At 71.7% G+C, this 14,161-nt stretch carries 12 protein-coding genes; 6 read left to right on the top strand and 6 right to left on the bottom strand.

Annotation, left to right across the window (positions count from 1 at the left end; genetic code table 11):
* Positions 1 to 191: 191 nt before the first annotated feature.
* The 6 genes from HFP48_RS11705 (at position 192) to HFP48_RS11680 (ending at position 6,590) form a co-directional block, all read left to right on the top strand.
* Positions 192 to 2,294 carry a RecQ family ATP-dependent DNA helicase gene (locus HFP48_RS11705; protein ID WP_168579539.1) on the top strand — a complete coding sequence of 701 codons (2,103 nt, stop codon included), beginning with the start codon at positions 192 to 194 and terminating at the stop codon, positions 2,292 to 2,294.
* Between the two features lie 249 nt (positions 2,295 to 2,543).
* The gene (gene ectA / locus HFP48_RS11700) at positions 2,544 to 2,975 is read left to right on the top strand and encodes a diaminobutyrate acetyltransferase (protein ID WP_006937213.1); all 432 of its coding nucleotides are present in this window, start codon (positions 2,544 to 2,546) and stop codon (positions 2,973 to 2,975) included.
* Positions 2,976 to 3,018: 43 nt separating this feature from the next.
* Positions 3,019 to 4,299: a diaminobutyrate--2-oxoglutarate transaminase gene (gene ectB / locus HFP48_RS11695; RefSeq protein WP_006937215.1), complete on the top strand. Its 1,281-nt coding sequence runs from the start codon at positions 3,019 to 3,021 to the stop codon at positions 4,297 to 4,299.
* A gap of 55 nt (positions 4,300 to 4,354) precedes the next feature.
* Positions 4,355 to 4,750 (top strand): ectoine synthase, encoded by a 396-nt coding sequence (locus tag HFP48_RS11690; protein ID WP_006937217.1) that lies wholly within the window; start codon positions 4,355 to 4,357, stop codon positions 4,748 to 4,750.
* A 49-nt stretch (positions 4,751 to 4,799) separates the two neighbouring features.
* Positions 4,800 to 5,735, top strand: a complete 936-nt coding sequence (locus tag HFP48_RS11685) for a D-isomer specific 2-hydroxyacid dehydrogenase family protein (RefSeq protein WP_029543149.1) — start codon at positions 4,800 to 4,802, stop codon at positions 5,733 to 5,735.
* A gap of 21 nt (positions 5,736 to 5,756) precedes the next feature.
* Entirely contained in the window at positions 5,757 to 6,590 is an 834-nt protein-coding gene (locus HFP48_RS11680; protein ID WP_029543147.1) for an NAD-dependent protein deacetylase, read from the top strand.
* A 10-nt stretch (positions 6,591 to 6,600) separates the two neighbouring features.
* On the opposite strand, the gene proB is transcribed toward HFP48_RS11680, so the two are convergent.
* From proB to ndk, 6 genes are all read right to left on the bottom strand, one after another.
* Positions 6,601 to 7,701 (bottom strand): glutamate 5-kinase, encoded by a 1,101-nt coding sequence (gene proB / locus HFP48_RS11675; protein WP_006937225.1) that lies wholly within the window; start codon positions 7,699 to 7,701, stop codon positions 6,601 to 6,603.
* A gap of 32 nt (positions 7,702 to 7,733) precedes the next feature.
* Positions 7,734 to 9,191 (bottom strand): GTPase ObgE, encoded by a 1,458-nt coding sequence (gene obgE, locus HFP48_RS11670; protein ID WP_006937227.1) that lies wholly within the window; start codon positions 9,189 to 9,191, stop codon positions 7,734 to 7,736.
* A 200-nt stretch (positions 9,192 to 9,391) separates the two neighbouring features.
* Positions 9,392 to 9,655 (bottom strand): 50S ribosomal protein L27, encoded by a 264-nt coding sequence (gene rpmA, locus HFP48_RS11665; RefSeq protein WP_006937229.1) that lies wholly within the window; start codon positions 9,653 to 9,655, stop codon positions 9,392 to 9,394.
* A 36-nt stretch (positions 9,656 to 9,691) separates the two neighbouring features.
* Complete coding sequence (gene rplU, locus HFP48_RS11660) at positions 9,692 to 10,003, bottom strand: 50S ribosomal protein L21 (protein WP_006937230.1); 312 nt, start codon at positions 10,001 to 10,003, stop codon at positions 9,692 to 9,694.
* Between the two features lie 205 nt (positions 10,004 to 10,208).
* On the bottom strand, positions 10,209 to 13,340 hold the full coding sequence (locus tag HFP48_RS11655) for a translation initiation factor IF-2 N-terminal domain-containing protein (protein ID WP_168579538.1): 3,132 nt from the start codon (positions 13,338 to 13,340) through the stop codon (positions 10,209 to 10,211).
* A 385-nt stretch (positions 13,341 to 13,725) separates the two neighbouring features.
* Positions 13,726 to 14,145, bottom strand: coding sequence for a nucleoside-diphosphate kinase (ndk, locus tag HFP48_RS11650; protein ID WP_006937234.1), 420 nt, complete (start codon positions 14,143 to 14,145; stop codon positions 13,726 to 13,728).
* Positions 14,146 to 14,161: the final 16 nt, after the last annotated feature.

Raw genomic sequence — 14,161 nt, 5'->3', positions numbered from 1 at the left:
ACCGACGGGTCGTTCGCCGATGGAACGACCCCGTTCGTCGCGCAACACGGCACGTTCGTCCCCGAAGCGAACGCCACGGCCGGCGCGGACGCCCCTCGCGGCGGCGCGGCGGTGTCGTCCTCGTCCGGCACGGACGGTGTCGCCCTCGTCCGGCACGGACGGTGTCGGCGCGGTCCGGCACGATAGGTCCCATGAGCACCGCCACCACGGATCTGCGCGACGAAGCCGAACGACTGCTCCGCGACCTCGCGGGACCCGGCGCCCGGTTGCGGGAGGACCAGTGGAGCGCCATCGAGGCACTGGTGGTGCATCGCCGGCGAGCGCTGGTCGTGCAGCGCACGGGCTGGGGCAAGTCGGCCGTCTACTTCATCTCCGCCAAGCTGCTCCGCGCCCACGGGCACGGGCCGACCGTGATCGTCTCCCCGCTCCTGGCCCTGATGCGCAACCAGGTCGAGTCGGCGCAGCGCGCGGGCGTCCGCGCGGCCACGATCAATTCCGGCAACGTCACCGAGTGGGAGGAGATCCACCGGCAGGTCGCCGAGGGCGCGGTGGACGTCCTGCTCGTCAGCCCGGAGCGGCTCAACAACCCGGACTTCCGCGACCAGGTGCTGCCGGCGCTCGCCCGCGACGCCGGACTGGTGGTGGTCGACGAGGCGCACTGCGTCTCGGACTGGGGACACGACTTCCGGCCGGACTACCGGCGCATCCGCACCCTCGTCACCGAAATCGGCGAGGGCATTCCGGTGCTCGCGACCACCGCGACCGCGAACGACCGGGTCGTGGCGGACGTGGCCGCGCAGCTCGGCGTCGGGGAGGGCACGGGCGAGACCCTGGTGCTGCGCGGTGGTCTCGACCGGCCGTCGCTGCACCTGTCGGTGCTGCGGATCGACGAACCCGCGCGCCGGGCGGCGTGGCTCGCCCAGCACCTCGACGAGCTGCCCGGTTCCGGGATCGTCTACACCCTCACCGTGTCGGCCGCGCACGACCTGGCCGCGCTGCTCTCCGAGCACGGTCACACCGTCGCGGCATACACGGGGCAGTCCGATCCGGCCGAGCGGGAGCAGCTGGAGGCGGACCTCCTCGCCAACCGGGTCAAGGCCCTGATCGCCACCTCGGCCCTGGGCATGGGTTTCGACAAGCCGGACCTCGGGTTCGTGGTGCACCTGGGAGCACCGTCCTCACCCATCTCCTACTACCAGCAGGTCGGTCGCGCGGGCCGTGCGACCGAGCGGGCGGAGGTGATCCTGCTTCCGGGTCCCGAGGACCGGCAGATCTGGAGCTGGTTCGCGTCGGTGGCCTTCCCGGGGGAGGAGGTGGTGCGGCGGGTGATCGAGGTGCTCGAGCCGGAGCGGCCGCAGTCCACGCAGGCCCTCGAGCCGTTGGTCGACCTCAACCGGTCCCGGCTGGAGATGGTGCTCAAGGTGCTCGACGTGGACGGTGCGGTACGCCGGGTGAAGGGCGGCTGGATCGCCACCGGCGTGCCCTGGGAGTACGACGCCGCCCGGTACGCGACGCTCGAGCGGGCCCGCGAGGCCGAGCAGGAGGCGATGCTCGAGTACGAGCGGACCACCCGGTGCCGGATGGTGTTCCTGCGCACCCAGCTCGACGATCCCGACCTGACGTCCGACACCCCGGGCTGCGGGCGGTGCGACAACTGCTGCGGGGCGCGGTGGCCGGCGGACGTCGACGACACCGAGCTGGGCCGGGTGCGGGCCCGGCTGGACCGGCCGGGGGTGGACCTGCCGCCGCGGCGGCAGTGGCCGACGGGAATGGCCAAACTCGGCGTGGCATTGTCCGGGAAGATCACCGACGGGCCCGAGCCGGGCCGGGTACTCGGCCGGCTGTCGGACCTCGGATGGGGTCCGCGGCTGCGGGCGCTGCTGGACGGCCCCGACGCGCCGGTGCCCGACGCGGTGGTGCAGGCCGCCGTGGCGGTGCTCAAGACGTGGGACTGGTCGGATCGCCCGACCGCGGTGATGGCCGTGGAGTCGGCGACCCATCCTCGCCTGGTCGGTTCCCTCGCGGCGCGGCTGGCGCAGCTCGGCCGGCTCGAGGATCTCGGCGTGCTGCGTGCCCGGCCCGGCCGGCCCCCGGTGACGGCAGCGAACTCGGCGTACCGGATCGCCGGCCTCGTGGACGCGTGGGAGAGCCCCGACCTCAGCGGAACCCGGGGGCCGATCCTGCTCGTCGACGCGGTCACCGACACCGGCTGGACGATGACGATGGCGGCGCGGACCCTGATCCGGGCCGGGGCCTCCGCGGTGCTGCCGCTGGCGCTGGCGAGCCCGAAATAATCGCCGCGCTCGGCCCGGGCGCTACACGAAGTGACTCTTCTCACATGGGTGTCTCACCTGCGCGGAGCCGGGGTACCCGGCGACGGATCCCGACAAGGCGGGTGAATCCCGCCCACGAAGTTGTTAGGTTCGAGACCGCTTATGACGCCTGTGACGCAGAGAAGTACCCCGCCCCGTACGCCCGCCGAAACGGCGAGCGCGCCGACCGAGCCGAATTTCCGCGCACCGCGTATTTCCGACGGAATTCGCATGTGGCAGATCGCGCGTGATTCGAAAGTGCTCGACGTCAATTCCAGTTATGCATACGTGCTCTGGTGCCGCGATTTCGCGGCGACCTCGGTCGTCGCCACCGGCGGGGACGACGAGGCGGTGGGTTTCGTCAGCGGCTACCGCCGTCCCGAGTCGCCGAACACGCTGTTCGTCTGGCAGGTGGCCGTCGACCAGGCCCAACGCGGCCGCGGCATCGCCGGCCGGATGCTCGACAGCCTGTGGGACCGGCTCGCCGACACCGGCGTGAACCGGCTCGAGACGACCGTCAGCCCGGACAACGAGGCGTCCATCGCGCTGTTCACCGCGCTCGCCCGGCGACGCGGACTGCGCATCACCCGGAGCGAATTGTTCACCCCTTCGGATTTTCCCGATTCCCACATGGCCGAGGATCTCTACACGATCGGCGAATGAATACACGACCGGCGAAAGCGAATTCGCCGCAGGAGGACGACGAATGACCATCCTGGAGCACCCCGAAACCCCCGCCAAGCACAGCGTTTTCGATTACCTCGAATCCGAGGTGCGCAGCTACAGCCGCGGCTGGCCGACCGTGTTCGAAACGGCGTCCGGATCGTGGCTCCGCGACGAGAACGGCAAGGACTACCTCGACTTCTTCGCCGGCGCGGGAGCCCTCAACTACGGGCACAACAACCCGGTCCTGAAGACCGCGCTCGTGGACTACATCATGGGTGACGGCATCACCCACGGCCTCGACATGTCCACCGTCGCCAAGCGGGAACTGCTCGAGTCGTTCGAGAGCCACATCCTGGCCCCCCGCGGCCTCGACTACAAGGTCCAGTTCCCCGGCCCGACGGGCACCAACTCGGTCGAGGCGGCGCTCAAGCTCGCCCGCAAGGTCACCGGCCGCGAGTCGATCATCAACTTCACCAACGCATTCCACGGGATGACCCTGGGTGCGCTGTCGGTGACGGGCAACTCCATGAAGCGGGCTGGGGCCGGTGTGCCGCTGGTGCACGCCACCCCGATGCCGTTCGACAACTACTTCGACGGCGTCACCGAGGACTTCCACTGGTTCTCCCGCGTGCTCGACGACTCCGGCAGCGGTCTGAACCGCCCGGCGGCGGTGATCGTGGAGACCGTGCAGGGCGAGGGCGGCGTGAACGTCGCCCGCCCCGAGTGGCTGCGTGCCCTCGCGGATCTGTGCGCCGAGCGCGACATCCTGCTCATCGTCGACGACGTGCAGATGGGCTGCGGCCGCACCGGCCCGTTCTTCTCGTTCGAGGTCGCCGGGATCACCCCGGACATCGTGACCCTGTCGAAGTCGATCGGCGGGTACGGCCTGCCGCTGGCGCTCACGCTGTTCAAGCGCGACCTCGATGTGTGGGGCCCGGGCGAGCACAACGGCACGTTCCGCGGCAACAACCCGGCGTTCGTCACCGCGGCGAAGGCGCTGCAGCACTACTGGGCCGACGACCACCTCGAGCGCGAGACGCTGCGCAAGGGCGAGCGGATCCGGCAGACCTTCATGAACCTGTCCGACATGTTCGACGGCGTCTCCACCCGCGGTCGCGGCATGGTTCAGGGCCTGGTCTTCGACGAGCCGAACGACGCACAGAAGGTGTGCGCCCTCGCGTTCGAGCAGGGCCTGCTCGCGGAGACCTCCGGCCCCTCCGACGAGGTCGTCAAGCTGCTTCCGCCGCTGACGATCAGCGACGACGAGCTCGAGCACGGTCTGAACATCCTGTGCGAGGCCACCTCGGTGGTCCGGGCCTGACCCCCGGCCGCCGTCGACCCAGGCACGAGAAGACAAGCTTCAGAAGGACTTACGTATGATCGTCCGTACCACCGAGGAAATCACCGGCACCGAGCGCGACATCACGTCGGACAACGGCAACTGGCGCAGCAAGCGCATCGTGCTCGGCGGCGACAAGGTCGGGTTCTCGTTCCACGAGACCACGATCGAGGCCGGCACCGTCAACGAGTTCCACTACGCGAACCACATCGAGGCGGTGTGGCTCATCGAGGGCACCGGCACCCTCACCGACCTCGAGACCGGCACCGTGTACCCGCTCGCACCCGGCACGATGTACCTGCTCAACGGCCATGAGCGGCACCGCGTCGAGCCGGACACCCGGATGCGCATGTTCTGCGTGTTCAACCCGCCGGTCACCGGCCGGGAGGTCCACGACGAGAACGGCGTGTACCCCCTCGTCGAGGTCGTCTGAGTGCCCGCAGCGAGTGACCGGCCGGGCGTTCGCGCCTAGAGTCGGAGCCATGACCTACGAGCGACAGCCGCGCATCGCCGTCGGCCCCGCCCCGGACATCGTGTTCGACCGGGCGATCGGGGCCGGCGGCGGTCGCGTGTGCGGGTTCGACGACCGCCCGGACGCGGTGGTCTGGACCGCCGGACCGGACGAGTTCCCCGCGGTGCTGCCGGCGTCGGTGCGGTGGGTTCAGCTGCCCGCCGCCGGCGTGGAGGACTGGTTCGACGCCGGCGTCATCCGCGCTCACCCCCAGGTGACGTGGACGTCGGCCGCCGGGGCGTTCGCCGCGACGGTCGCCGAACACGCGCTCATGCTGCTGCTCGCCGGCGTGCGGGCGCTGCCCGACCACCTGGCGGCCACGTCGTGGACCCCGAGCGTGTTCTACCCCCAGCTGGGCACCCTGCGCGGCGCCACCGTCGGGATCATCGGGGCGGGTGGCATCGGCCGGGCCCTGATCCCCATGCTCGGTTCGCTCGGCGCCCAGGCGCTCGCGGTCACCCGCAGCGGCCGCCCCGTCCCGGGCGCCGTGGAGACGGTCCCCGTCGCACGGATCGACGAAGTATGGCCCCGCGCAGACCATTTCGTGATCGCCGCCCCCGCTACGGCCGAGACCGAGCAACTGGTGGGCGCCGACGAGCTGGCCGCGATGAAGCCGACCGCCTGGGTGATCAACGTTGCCCGCGGCAGCCTCGTCGACACCGACGCGCTGGTGGACGCCCTGAGCCGCCGCGTCATCGCGGGCGCCGGCCTGGACGTCACGGACCCGGAACCGCTGCCGGACGGGCACCCGCTGTGGTCGCTGCGCAACGCCATGATCACCCCGCACGACTCCAATCCCCCGGCGCTGCGCATCCCCGCGTTCGCCGAGCACGTGACCGAGAACGTCACGCGCTTCGCGGCCGGCCTCGATCTCGCCGCGGTCGTCGACCCGAGCGCCGGGTACTGACACGCCGCTACCCTGGACGGGGTGATCGAACCGCTGCACCACCTGCTCGACGGCCGGCAGTTGTGCGTGCTCACCGGCGCGGGCATCTCGACCGACTCCGGCATCCCGGACTACCGCAGCCCCGGCGCGCCACCCCGCAACCCGATGACCTATCAGCAGTTCGTCGGGGATCCGGAATTCCGGCGCCGCTACTGGGCGCGCAACCATGTCGGGTGGCGGCACATGGACTCCGCACGGCCGAACGCCGGGCACCGCGCCCTCGCCGCGCTCGAACGCCGCGGCACCGTCCTGGGCGTCCTGACCCAGAACGTGGACCTGCTGCACACCAAGGCCGGGAGCCGGCGGGTGATCGACCTGCACGGCTGCTACGCGCAGGTGCGCTGCCTGGCGTGCGACCTCCGGATCTCGCGCTTCACCCTCGCCGAGCGGCTCACCGCCGCCAATCCGGGCTTCCTCGAACGGGTTCGGGGGACGACGGGTCTCGAGGTGGCGCCGGACGCCGACGCGGTCGTCGACGACACCGGCAGCTTCCGCATGGTGGACTGCGAGCGGTGCGGGGGGATGCTCAAGCCGGACATCGTCTACTTCGGTGAATCGGTGCCACGCGAGCGCGTGGAGCGCGCCTTCGCGCTCGTCGACGAGGCGGAGGCCCTGCTCGTGGTCGGCAGTTCCCTGACGGTGATGTCCGGGTTGCGGTTCGTGCGGCACGCCGCCAAGCGCCGCATGCCGGTGGCCGTGGTCAACCGTGGCGTCACGCGCGGCGATCCCCTCGCCACCGTGAAGGTCGACGCGGGCTGCTCGGAGGTGCTCACGGCCCTGGTCACCGCGGCACCGGCGGCCACGTCCGGCCGGTGACCGCCCGCGCCTACAGCGTCACGAGATCGTCCGCGTGCACCACCGGCCGCTGCAGGTCCGCCGGCAGCTGCCGCGTGGAGAACCCGATCATCCAGTCCAGCTCGGCGGCATCGTAGGCCACCACGCCGCGTCCCACCGTGCGGCCGTCGGGACCGACCAGCGCCACCACGTCCCCACCGTGGAAGCGCCCGCTCATTCCCGTGATGCCCGCCGCGAGCAGCGAGCGGCGCCGTTCCACCACCGCCCGTACCGCGCCCGCGTCCAGGTGCAGGGTGCCGTGGGTGTCGGCGGCGTGCCGCACCCAGAAACGCCGCGCCGACATCCGGTCGGGCCGGGCCGCGAACGCGGTGCCCACGTCCGCGGCACCGAGGGCACGGTCGGCCTGCGACGCGGCGGTGAGCAGCACCGGCACACCCGAATCCGCGGCCAGGCGCGCGGCGGACAGCTTCGACGCCATACCGCCCGTGCCGAGGGCGCCCCCGGACCCGGCGACGACGCCGTCGAGGTCCTCCGGGCTCGTCACCTCCGCGATGAGGTGGGCGTCGCCCTTACGGGGATCGCCGTCGTAGAGGCCGTCGACGTCGGAGAGCAGGATCAGCGCGTCGGCGCCGACGAGGTGCGCGACGAGCGCGGCGAGGCGATCGTTGTCGCCGAACCGCAGCTCGGCGGTCGCGACGGTGTCGTTCTCGTTGACCACGGGCACGGCGTGCAGCGCGCGCAGCCGGTCGAGGGTGCGCTGGGCATTGCGGTGCTGGGTGCGCCGCGCGATGTCGTCGGCCGTGAGCAGCACCTGCCCGACGGTGCGGCCGTATCGGGCGAAGGAGGTGCCCCACGCGTGGGCCAGGGCAAGCTGTCCGACGCTGGCCGCGGCCTGCTTGGTGGCCAGGTCGCGGGGCCGGATGGTCAGGCCCAGCGGGGCGAGGCCGGCGCCGACCGCGCCGGAGGACACCACCACGACGTCCGAGCCGGAGCGCATGCGCTCTTCGAGAGCGTCGACCAGGCAGTCGAGACGGTCCCGGTCGAGGCCGCCGACCAGGCTGGTGATGGCGGACGAGCCGATCTTCACCACGACGCGGCGCGCGCCGGCGACGGCCTCCCGGGTATCGCTCACGATCTCCTGCTTCTGGGCTCGAGGTGCAGTGGTCAGAACTCGTCGTCGTCGGTCGCGAGACCGCGGCGGACCCGCTTGGCGTGGCGGCGTTCGGCGGCGCCGACCCGATCGACCTGGTCGAGGCGGGCGTCGGTGCCCCGGCCGGTGGGCACGACGTCCACGCCGGCCTGGGTCTGCGGCTCCCACTCGAACGAGACGTCGCCGATGGTGACGGAGGCACCCGGTTCGGCGCCCTGCTTGACGAGTTCGTCCTCGACACCGAGGCGGGCGAGCCGATCCGCGAGGTAGCCGACGGCCTCGTCGTTGTCGAACGCCGTCTGACGCACCCAGCGCTCGGGCCGGGTGCCGCGCACGATGAAGCCACCCGGCGTCTCGGGGTCGGCGACGACGCTGAAGCCGGTCTCGTCGACGGCGACGGGCCGGATGACCGGCCGCCGCGGCGCGGCCGGCGGATGCGCCTGCCGGTACTCCTCCACCATCCGCGCCAACGCGAAGGTCAGCGGCCGCAGCCCTTCCCGGCTGACGGCGGAGATCCGGAACACCGGCCAGCCCCGCTCCTCGAGCTCGGGGGTGACGAAATCGGCGAGTTCCGCGGCGTCCGGCACGTCGACCTTGTTGAGGATGACGATGCGGGGACGATCGGCGAGGTCGCCCAGGCTGCTGTCGCCGGACAACGCCGGCTGGTAGGCGGCCAGCTCGGCCTCGAGTGCGTCGATGTCGGAGACGGGATCGCGCCCCGGCTCGAGCGTCGCGCAGTCGACGACGTGCGCGAGCACGGCGCAGCGCTCGAGGTGACGCAGGAAGTCCAGGCCGAGACCGCGGCCCTGGCTGGCGCCGGGGATCAGGCCCGGCACGTCGGCGACGGTGAACGTGGTGTCGCCCGACTGCACGACCCCGAGGTTGGGAACGAGGGTGGTGAACGGGTAGTCGGCGATCTTCGGCTTGGCCGCGGAGAGCACCGACACCAGCGAGGACTTGCCTGCGGACGGGAACCCGACCAGCCCGACGTCGGCGACGGACTTGAGTTCGAGGACGAGGTCGCGCTCCTCCCCCTCCTCGCCGAGCAGGGCGAAGCCGGGGGCCTTGCGGGCCTTCGACGCCAGGGCCGCGTTGCCGAGGCCGCCGCGGCCACCGTGGGCGGCGACGAAGCGAGTGCCGGCGCCGACCATGTCGGCCAGGATCCGGCCGTCCTTGTCGAGCACGACGGTGCCGTCGGGCACCTTGAGCACGAGGTCGCCGCCGTTGGCGCCGTCGCGGTTGCTGCCCGCGCCCTGCGTGCCGTTCGTGGCTTTCGCGTGCTGGTGGAAGTGGAAGTCGAGGAGGGTGTGGACCCCCTCGTCCACCTCGAGCACGACGTTGCCGCCGTTGCCGCCGTTACCGCCGTCGGGGCCGCCGAGCGGCTTGAACTTCTCGCGATGGACGGAGGCGCAGCCGTTACCACCCTTGCCGGCGGTGACGTGCAGCACCACCCGGTCGATGAAGCGGGACATGGGGTGGACCTCCGTCGAATGGTGGAACTGTTGTGTCGACCGGTAGCCCCACTGTGCCGGGACTACCGGAGTTGTGCCGGAACGACCGGTACCGGTCGTCCCGAAAACAGTAGGGGCGGACCCGGGTGTGCGACCCTGGTCCGCCCCTACTGGGAGTATGTGCGAAGGGAACCTCCGCGGTGTCCGATTCGGACGGCAGATCAGGCGTCTGCCGCGACCGGAACGATGTTGACCGTCTTGCGACCACGCTTGGTGCCGAACTCGACGGCACCGGCAGCGAGGGCGAACAGCGTGTCGTCGCCGCCACGGCCGACGTTCACGCCGGGGTGGAAGTGGGTGCCGCGCTGGCGCACCAGGATCTCACCGGCGTTGACGGCCTGGCCGCCGAAGCGCTTGACGCCGAGACGCTGGGCGTTCGAATCGCGACCGTTACGGGAGCTGGATGCGCCCTTCTTGTGTGCCATGACGAACCCTCCTGGGGTTTGAAGCGGAAGCCCGAATTACTTGATGCCGGTGACCTTCAGGACCGTCAGCTTCTGACGGTGACCCTGGCGCTTGTGGTAGCCGGTCTTGTTCTTGAACTTGTGGATGCGGATCTTCGGGCCCTTGGTGTGCTCGACGATCTCGCCGGTGACCGTGACCTTCGCCAGCTTGTCGGCGTCGGTGGTCAGCTCGGCTCCGTCGACGACGAGGACCGGAGCAAGCGAGACAGCAGTGCCGGGCTCACCCTCGATCTTCTCGACCTTGACGAGATCGCCCTCAGCGACCTTGTACTGCTTACCGCCGGTCTTGACGATCGCGTACGTTGCCATCGGACGGCTACCCCTTGCTAGTTCGAACGTGCTCGCGCCACGGTGTGCAACGCGACTGGTCTGGTGTGGTTGCTGACTCGGGGCCCGCCACCTTCCCGCATCGGGCGCAGCAGGGCCGTATCGCCGAGTAGCGACTGACCAAGATTACGGGAAGGTGACTGCCAGGGTCAAACCGGGCCCGCGCGGTGTCGGGCCCGGTCGGACCTCATGCCTGTGCTTCGACCGGCGGGCCGGCGGGCCGGCCCGCGGCCCGGCGACGACGCGGCCGTCGAACGACCACCGGCTCGGCGTTCTCCCCGTCCGGGACCGGCGCGGCGGCCACCGCCGCAGGCTCCGGTGCGGGGGCCGGTGTGGGCACCACGAAGACGGTGCCGGCGCCGGTGCCGTCGCCCGTCGGGGCCGCGGCGGCCCGTGAGACCCGGCGACGGCGACGGGCCGCCGGCTCCGCTGCCTGCTTTTCGGCCTCCGGTGCTTCGGCCGGCCGCGCCTCGCGCGTGTCGGCGGGCCCAGCCTTGCGTGATTCGGCCGGCTCAGCCTCGCGTGTTTCGGCCGGCTGGGCCTCGCGTGTTTCGGCCGGCTGGGCCTCGCGTGTTTCGGCCGGCTGGGCCGGCGCGGCCGGCGCTGCCTGCGCCTGCTCGGCGCCGGATTCCGCCGGGTTCTCGTCGTGGTTCCCGTGGTGCGCAGCCATCGCCAGGGCCACCGGGTGGGCACGCTTGACGGTCGCGTCCACTGTCGCCACCTCGGGTACCGGCGCGGGCGCGGCCGTCTCGGTCGTCGCCGCCTCCGGCTGGGCGCCGCGGTCACGGCCCCGGCGGCGCCGGGAGCCGCTCTCGGCACGGGCGGGCCGCCCACCGTCCTCGGCCGCGCCGGCCTCGACGGGTTCGCTGTGCACGACGATGCCGCGGCCGTGGCAGTGCTCGCACGTGGTGGAGAACGCCTCCACCAGACCCGTGCCGAGCCGCTTGCGCGTCATCTGCACGAGCCCCAGCGAGGTCACCTCGGAGACCTGGTGGCGGGTGCGGTCCCGGCCGAGCGCCTCGGTGAGGCGTCGCAGCACCAGGTCGCGGTTCGACTCGAGCACCATGTCGATGAAGTCGACGACGATCATGCCGCCGATGTCGCGCAGCCGCATCTGCCGCACGATCTCCTCGGCCGCCTCGAGGTTGTTGCGGGTGACGGTCTCTTCGAGATTGCCGCCGGCCCCGGTGAACTTGCCGGTGTTGACGTCGACGACGGTCATCGCCTCGGTGCGATCGATGACGAGCGTGCCACCGGACGGCAGCCACACCTTGCGGTCGAGCGCCTTGGCGAGCTGCTCGTCGATGCGGTGGGCGGCGAACACGTCGCGTCCACCCGAGTCGGGATCGTGCCGCTCCACGCGGGGCACCATGTCCGGTGCGACGGTGCGGATGTAGCTCTCGACGGTGGTCCAGGCGTTCTCGCCCTCGATGACGAGTTTGGAGAAGTCCTCGTTGAACAGGTCGCGAATCACCTTGACCAGCAGGTCGGGCTCTTCGTAGAGGGTCTTCGGCTGCCCCGAGCCGTCGGACTCGAGCTTGGCGGCCTGCTCCTCGATGGAAGCCCACTGCGTCTGCAGGCGCTGCACGTCGCGGGCGAGCTCGTCTTCGCTCACGCCCTCCGCCGCGGTGCGGATGATCACGCCGGCCTCGGCCGGGACGATCTCGCGCAGGATCTCCTTGAGCCGCTTGCGCTCGGTGTCGGGCAGCTTGCGGCTGATGCCGGTGGACGAGCCGCCCGGCACGTACACCAGGAATCGGCCGGCGAGGCTGATCTGCGTGGTCAGTCGGGCGCCCTTGTGCCCGACCGGGTCCTTGCTGACCTGCACGAGCACCCGGTCACCCGGCTTGAGGGCCTGCTCGATCTTGCGGGAGTTGCCGCCGAGCCCGGCGGCCTCCCAGTTGACCTCGCCGGCGTAGAGGACGCCGTTGCGGCCCCTGCCGATGTCGATGAACGCCGCCTCCATCGAGGGAAGCACGTTCTGGACACGGCCGAGGAAGATGTTGCCGACCATCGAACCGGATCCGGCGCTGGTCACGAAGTGCTCGACCAGGACGCCGTCCTCGAGGACCGCGACCTGCGTGATGTTCCCGGGGTGCGCACCGTCACCGGTCTTCTCCCGCACCACCATGACGCGGTCGACGGACTCGCGACGGGCGAGGAACTCCGACTCGGTGAGGATCGGGGGCCGACGGCGGCCCGCGTCCCGGCCGTCGCGGCGGCGCTGGCGCTTGGCCTCGAGCCGGGTGGAACCGGTGATGCCCTGCACCTCGTCCTTGGCGGCGCGGGCCTTGGGCCGCGGCTCGCGCTCGTGGACGACGGTGGGGACCGAGTCGTCCTCGGCGACGGTCTCGGCGCCGTCCGCGCTGCCCTTGCGGCGACGACGACGGCGACGACGGCGCGAGGGACCTTCCGCGGACTCCTCCTCGGCCTCGGCCTGCTCGGCCTCGGCCTGCTCGGCCTCCCCGCCTTCGGCCTCCCCGGCCTCCGGCCCGGCGGTCGCGGCTTCCTCCGTCGTCGGCTCCTCGGCCTCCGTCGGCTCCTCGGCCTCCGCTTCCTCGGCCTCCGCCGCAGCTGTCCCCTCCTCGGCGGTGGTCTCGTCCTGCGTCTCGGGCTGTTCGCCGCGGCCACGGCCACGGCCACGGCGGCCACGACGGCGCCGACGCGGCTCCTCCTCCTCGGCGGTCTCCTCGGCCGGTTCCTCCACCGCGGCGGTCTCCTCGGTGACCTCCTCGGCGACGGCGGGCTCGGGTGCCTCGGCCGCTCGCCGGGAACGGCGTCGACGGGGCGGGGCCTCGACGGGAGTGGTGACCTCCGGCTGCAGGAACAGCGGTGCGCTGACGACGGGCTCGGCGGTGCTCGGTTCCGGCGCGGCGAACACCGGGGTCTCCTGCTCCACGCCGGTGAACAGGGCCGGGGCCGCGGGTGCCTCGACGGACTCCGCGGCGGGTTCCTGAGCGGTAGTGTCCTGGACCGCGGCCGCCGGCTCCTCCACGGGGACCTCGGCGGGCACCGCGACGGCGGCCTCTCCGGCGGGCACCTCGGGCGCCTCACCCACCGGTTCCGGTGCGGCTTCCGCGGTGGGCACCGGTTCGGCCTCGGCCGGTGCGCCGAGCGCGGCGCGGATCTGTTCGGCGAGGTCGCGCTGCAGGCTCGAGTGGGCACTGCGCAGCTCGGTGCCGAGGTCGGCGGCCTTGGCCATGACCTGTTTGCTGGTCAGGCCGAGCAGTTTGGCAAGGGCGTGCACGCGCATCTTCGGCGGCAGCACCACGGTGCCCTCTTCGTTGGAATTGTCGTTCGGCGGCGCTTGTTCGGCCACGTAGGTCTCCTCGGGCCCCCGGGCGCGTCCATCCTCGTCTCGAGCGATGTGACGCGGCCACGCGAGGGCGCTGTCTGTGTGTGCTCGCACCGGGAGGCGCGAGATGTGCGGTCTCGCATCGCGCGGTCGTCCGGTGCCCGTTTTCACTGCACGGCCGAGCGGTGCCTGGCTGGATCGCGGATCGAGCGCCGGTGCATCCAGCGTGCAACCGAGCGAGGTGTCTCCTGCGTCCCCGGTCACAGCGATGTCGGGCATCGATCCGTGATGTCGTTCGGTCGTTCCGCAACACTCGAAGCGGGGCGACCTACCTCAGTATCCCACACAGAGGTCCGTGGATACGCCAACGGCGCCCCGGAGGGCGCCGTGGCGGGGCAGTCGATACGGATCAGGACCCGGCGAGGGCGGGGAACCAGAGGGCGATCTCGCGCTCGGCGGACTCCACCGAGTCGGAGCCGTGCACCAGGTTCTCCCCGGCGTCGAGCCCGAGATCACCGCGGATGGAGCCGGGAACGGCCTTCTCCACCGGATCGGTGCCGCCCGCGAGCTGACGGAACGCGGCGATGGCCCGGGGGCCCTCGAGCACGGCCGCGACCAGCGGGCGCGAGGTGATGAACTCGATCAGGCCGGGGTAGAAGGGTTTGCCCTCGTGCTCGGCGTAGTGGGCGGCGGCCACCTCCTCGGTGGCGGTGCGCAGCTCGAGTGCCACGATGTCGAGTCCCTTGCGCTCGATGCGCGAGAGGATCTCTCCGACATGACGACGGGCCACGCCGTCGGGCTTGATCAGTACCAGGGTCCGCTCAGTCACGCGCACAGCGTAGTGG

Origin of the sequence: Rhodococcus sp. DMU1, assembly GCF_012272955.1 — a bacterium.
Classification (GTDB): Bacteria; Actinomycetota; Actinomycetes; order Mycobacteriales; family Mycobacteriaceae; genus Rhodococcus; species Rhodococcus aetherivorans.
Note: the sequence above shows the minus strand (reverse complement) of the source record. Positions and strands in the feature narration are given on the sequence as shown.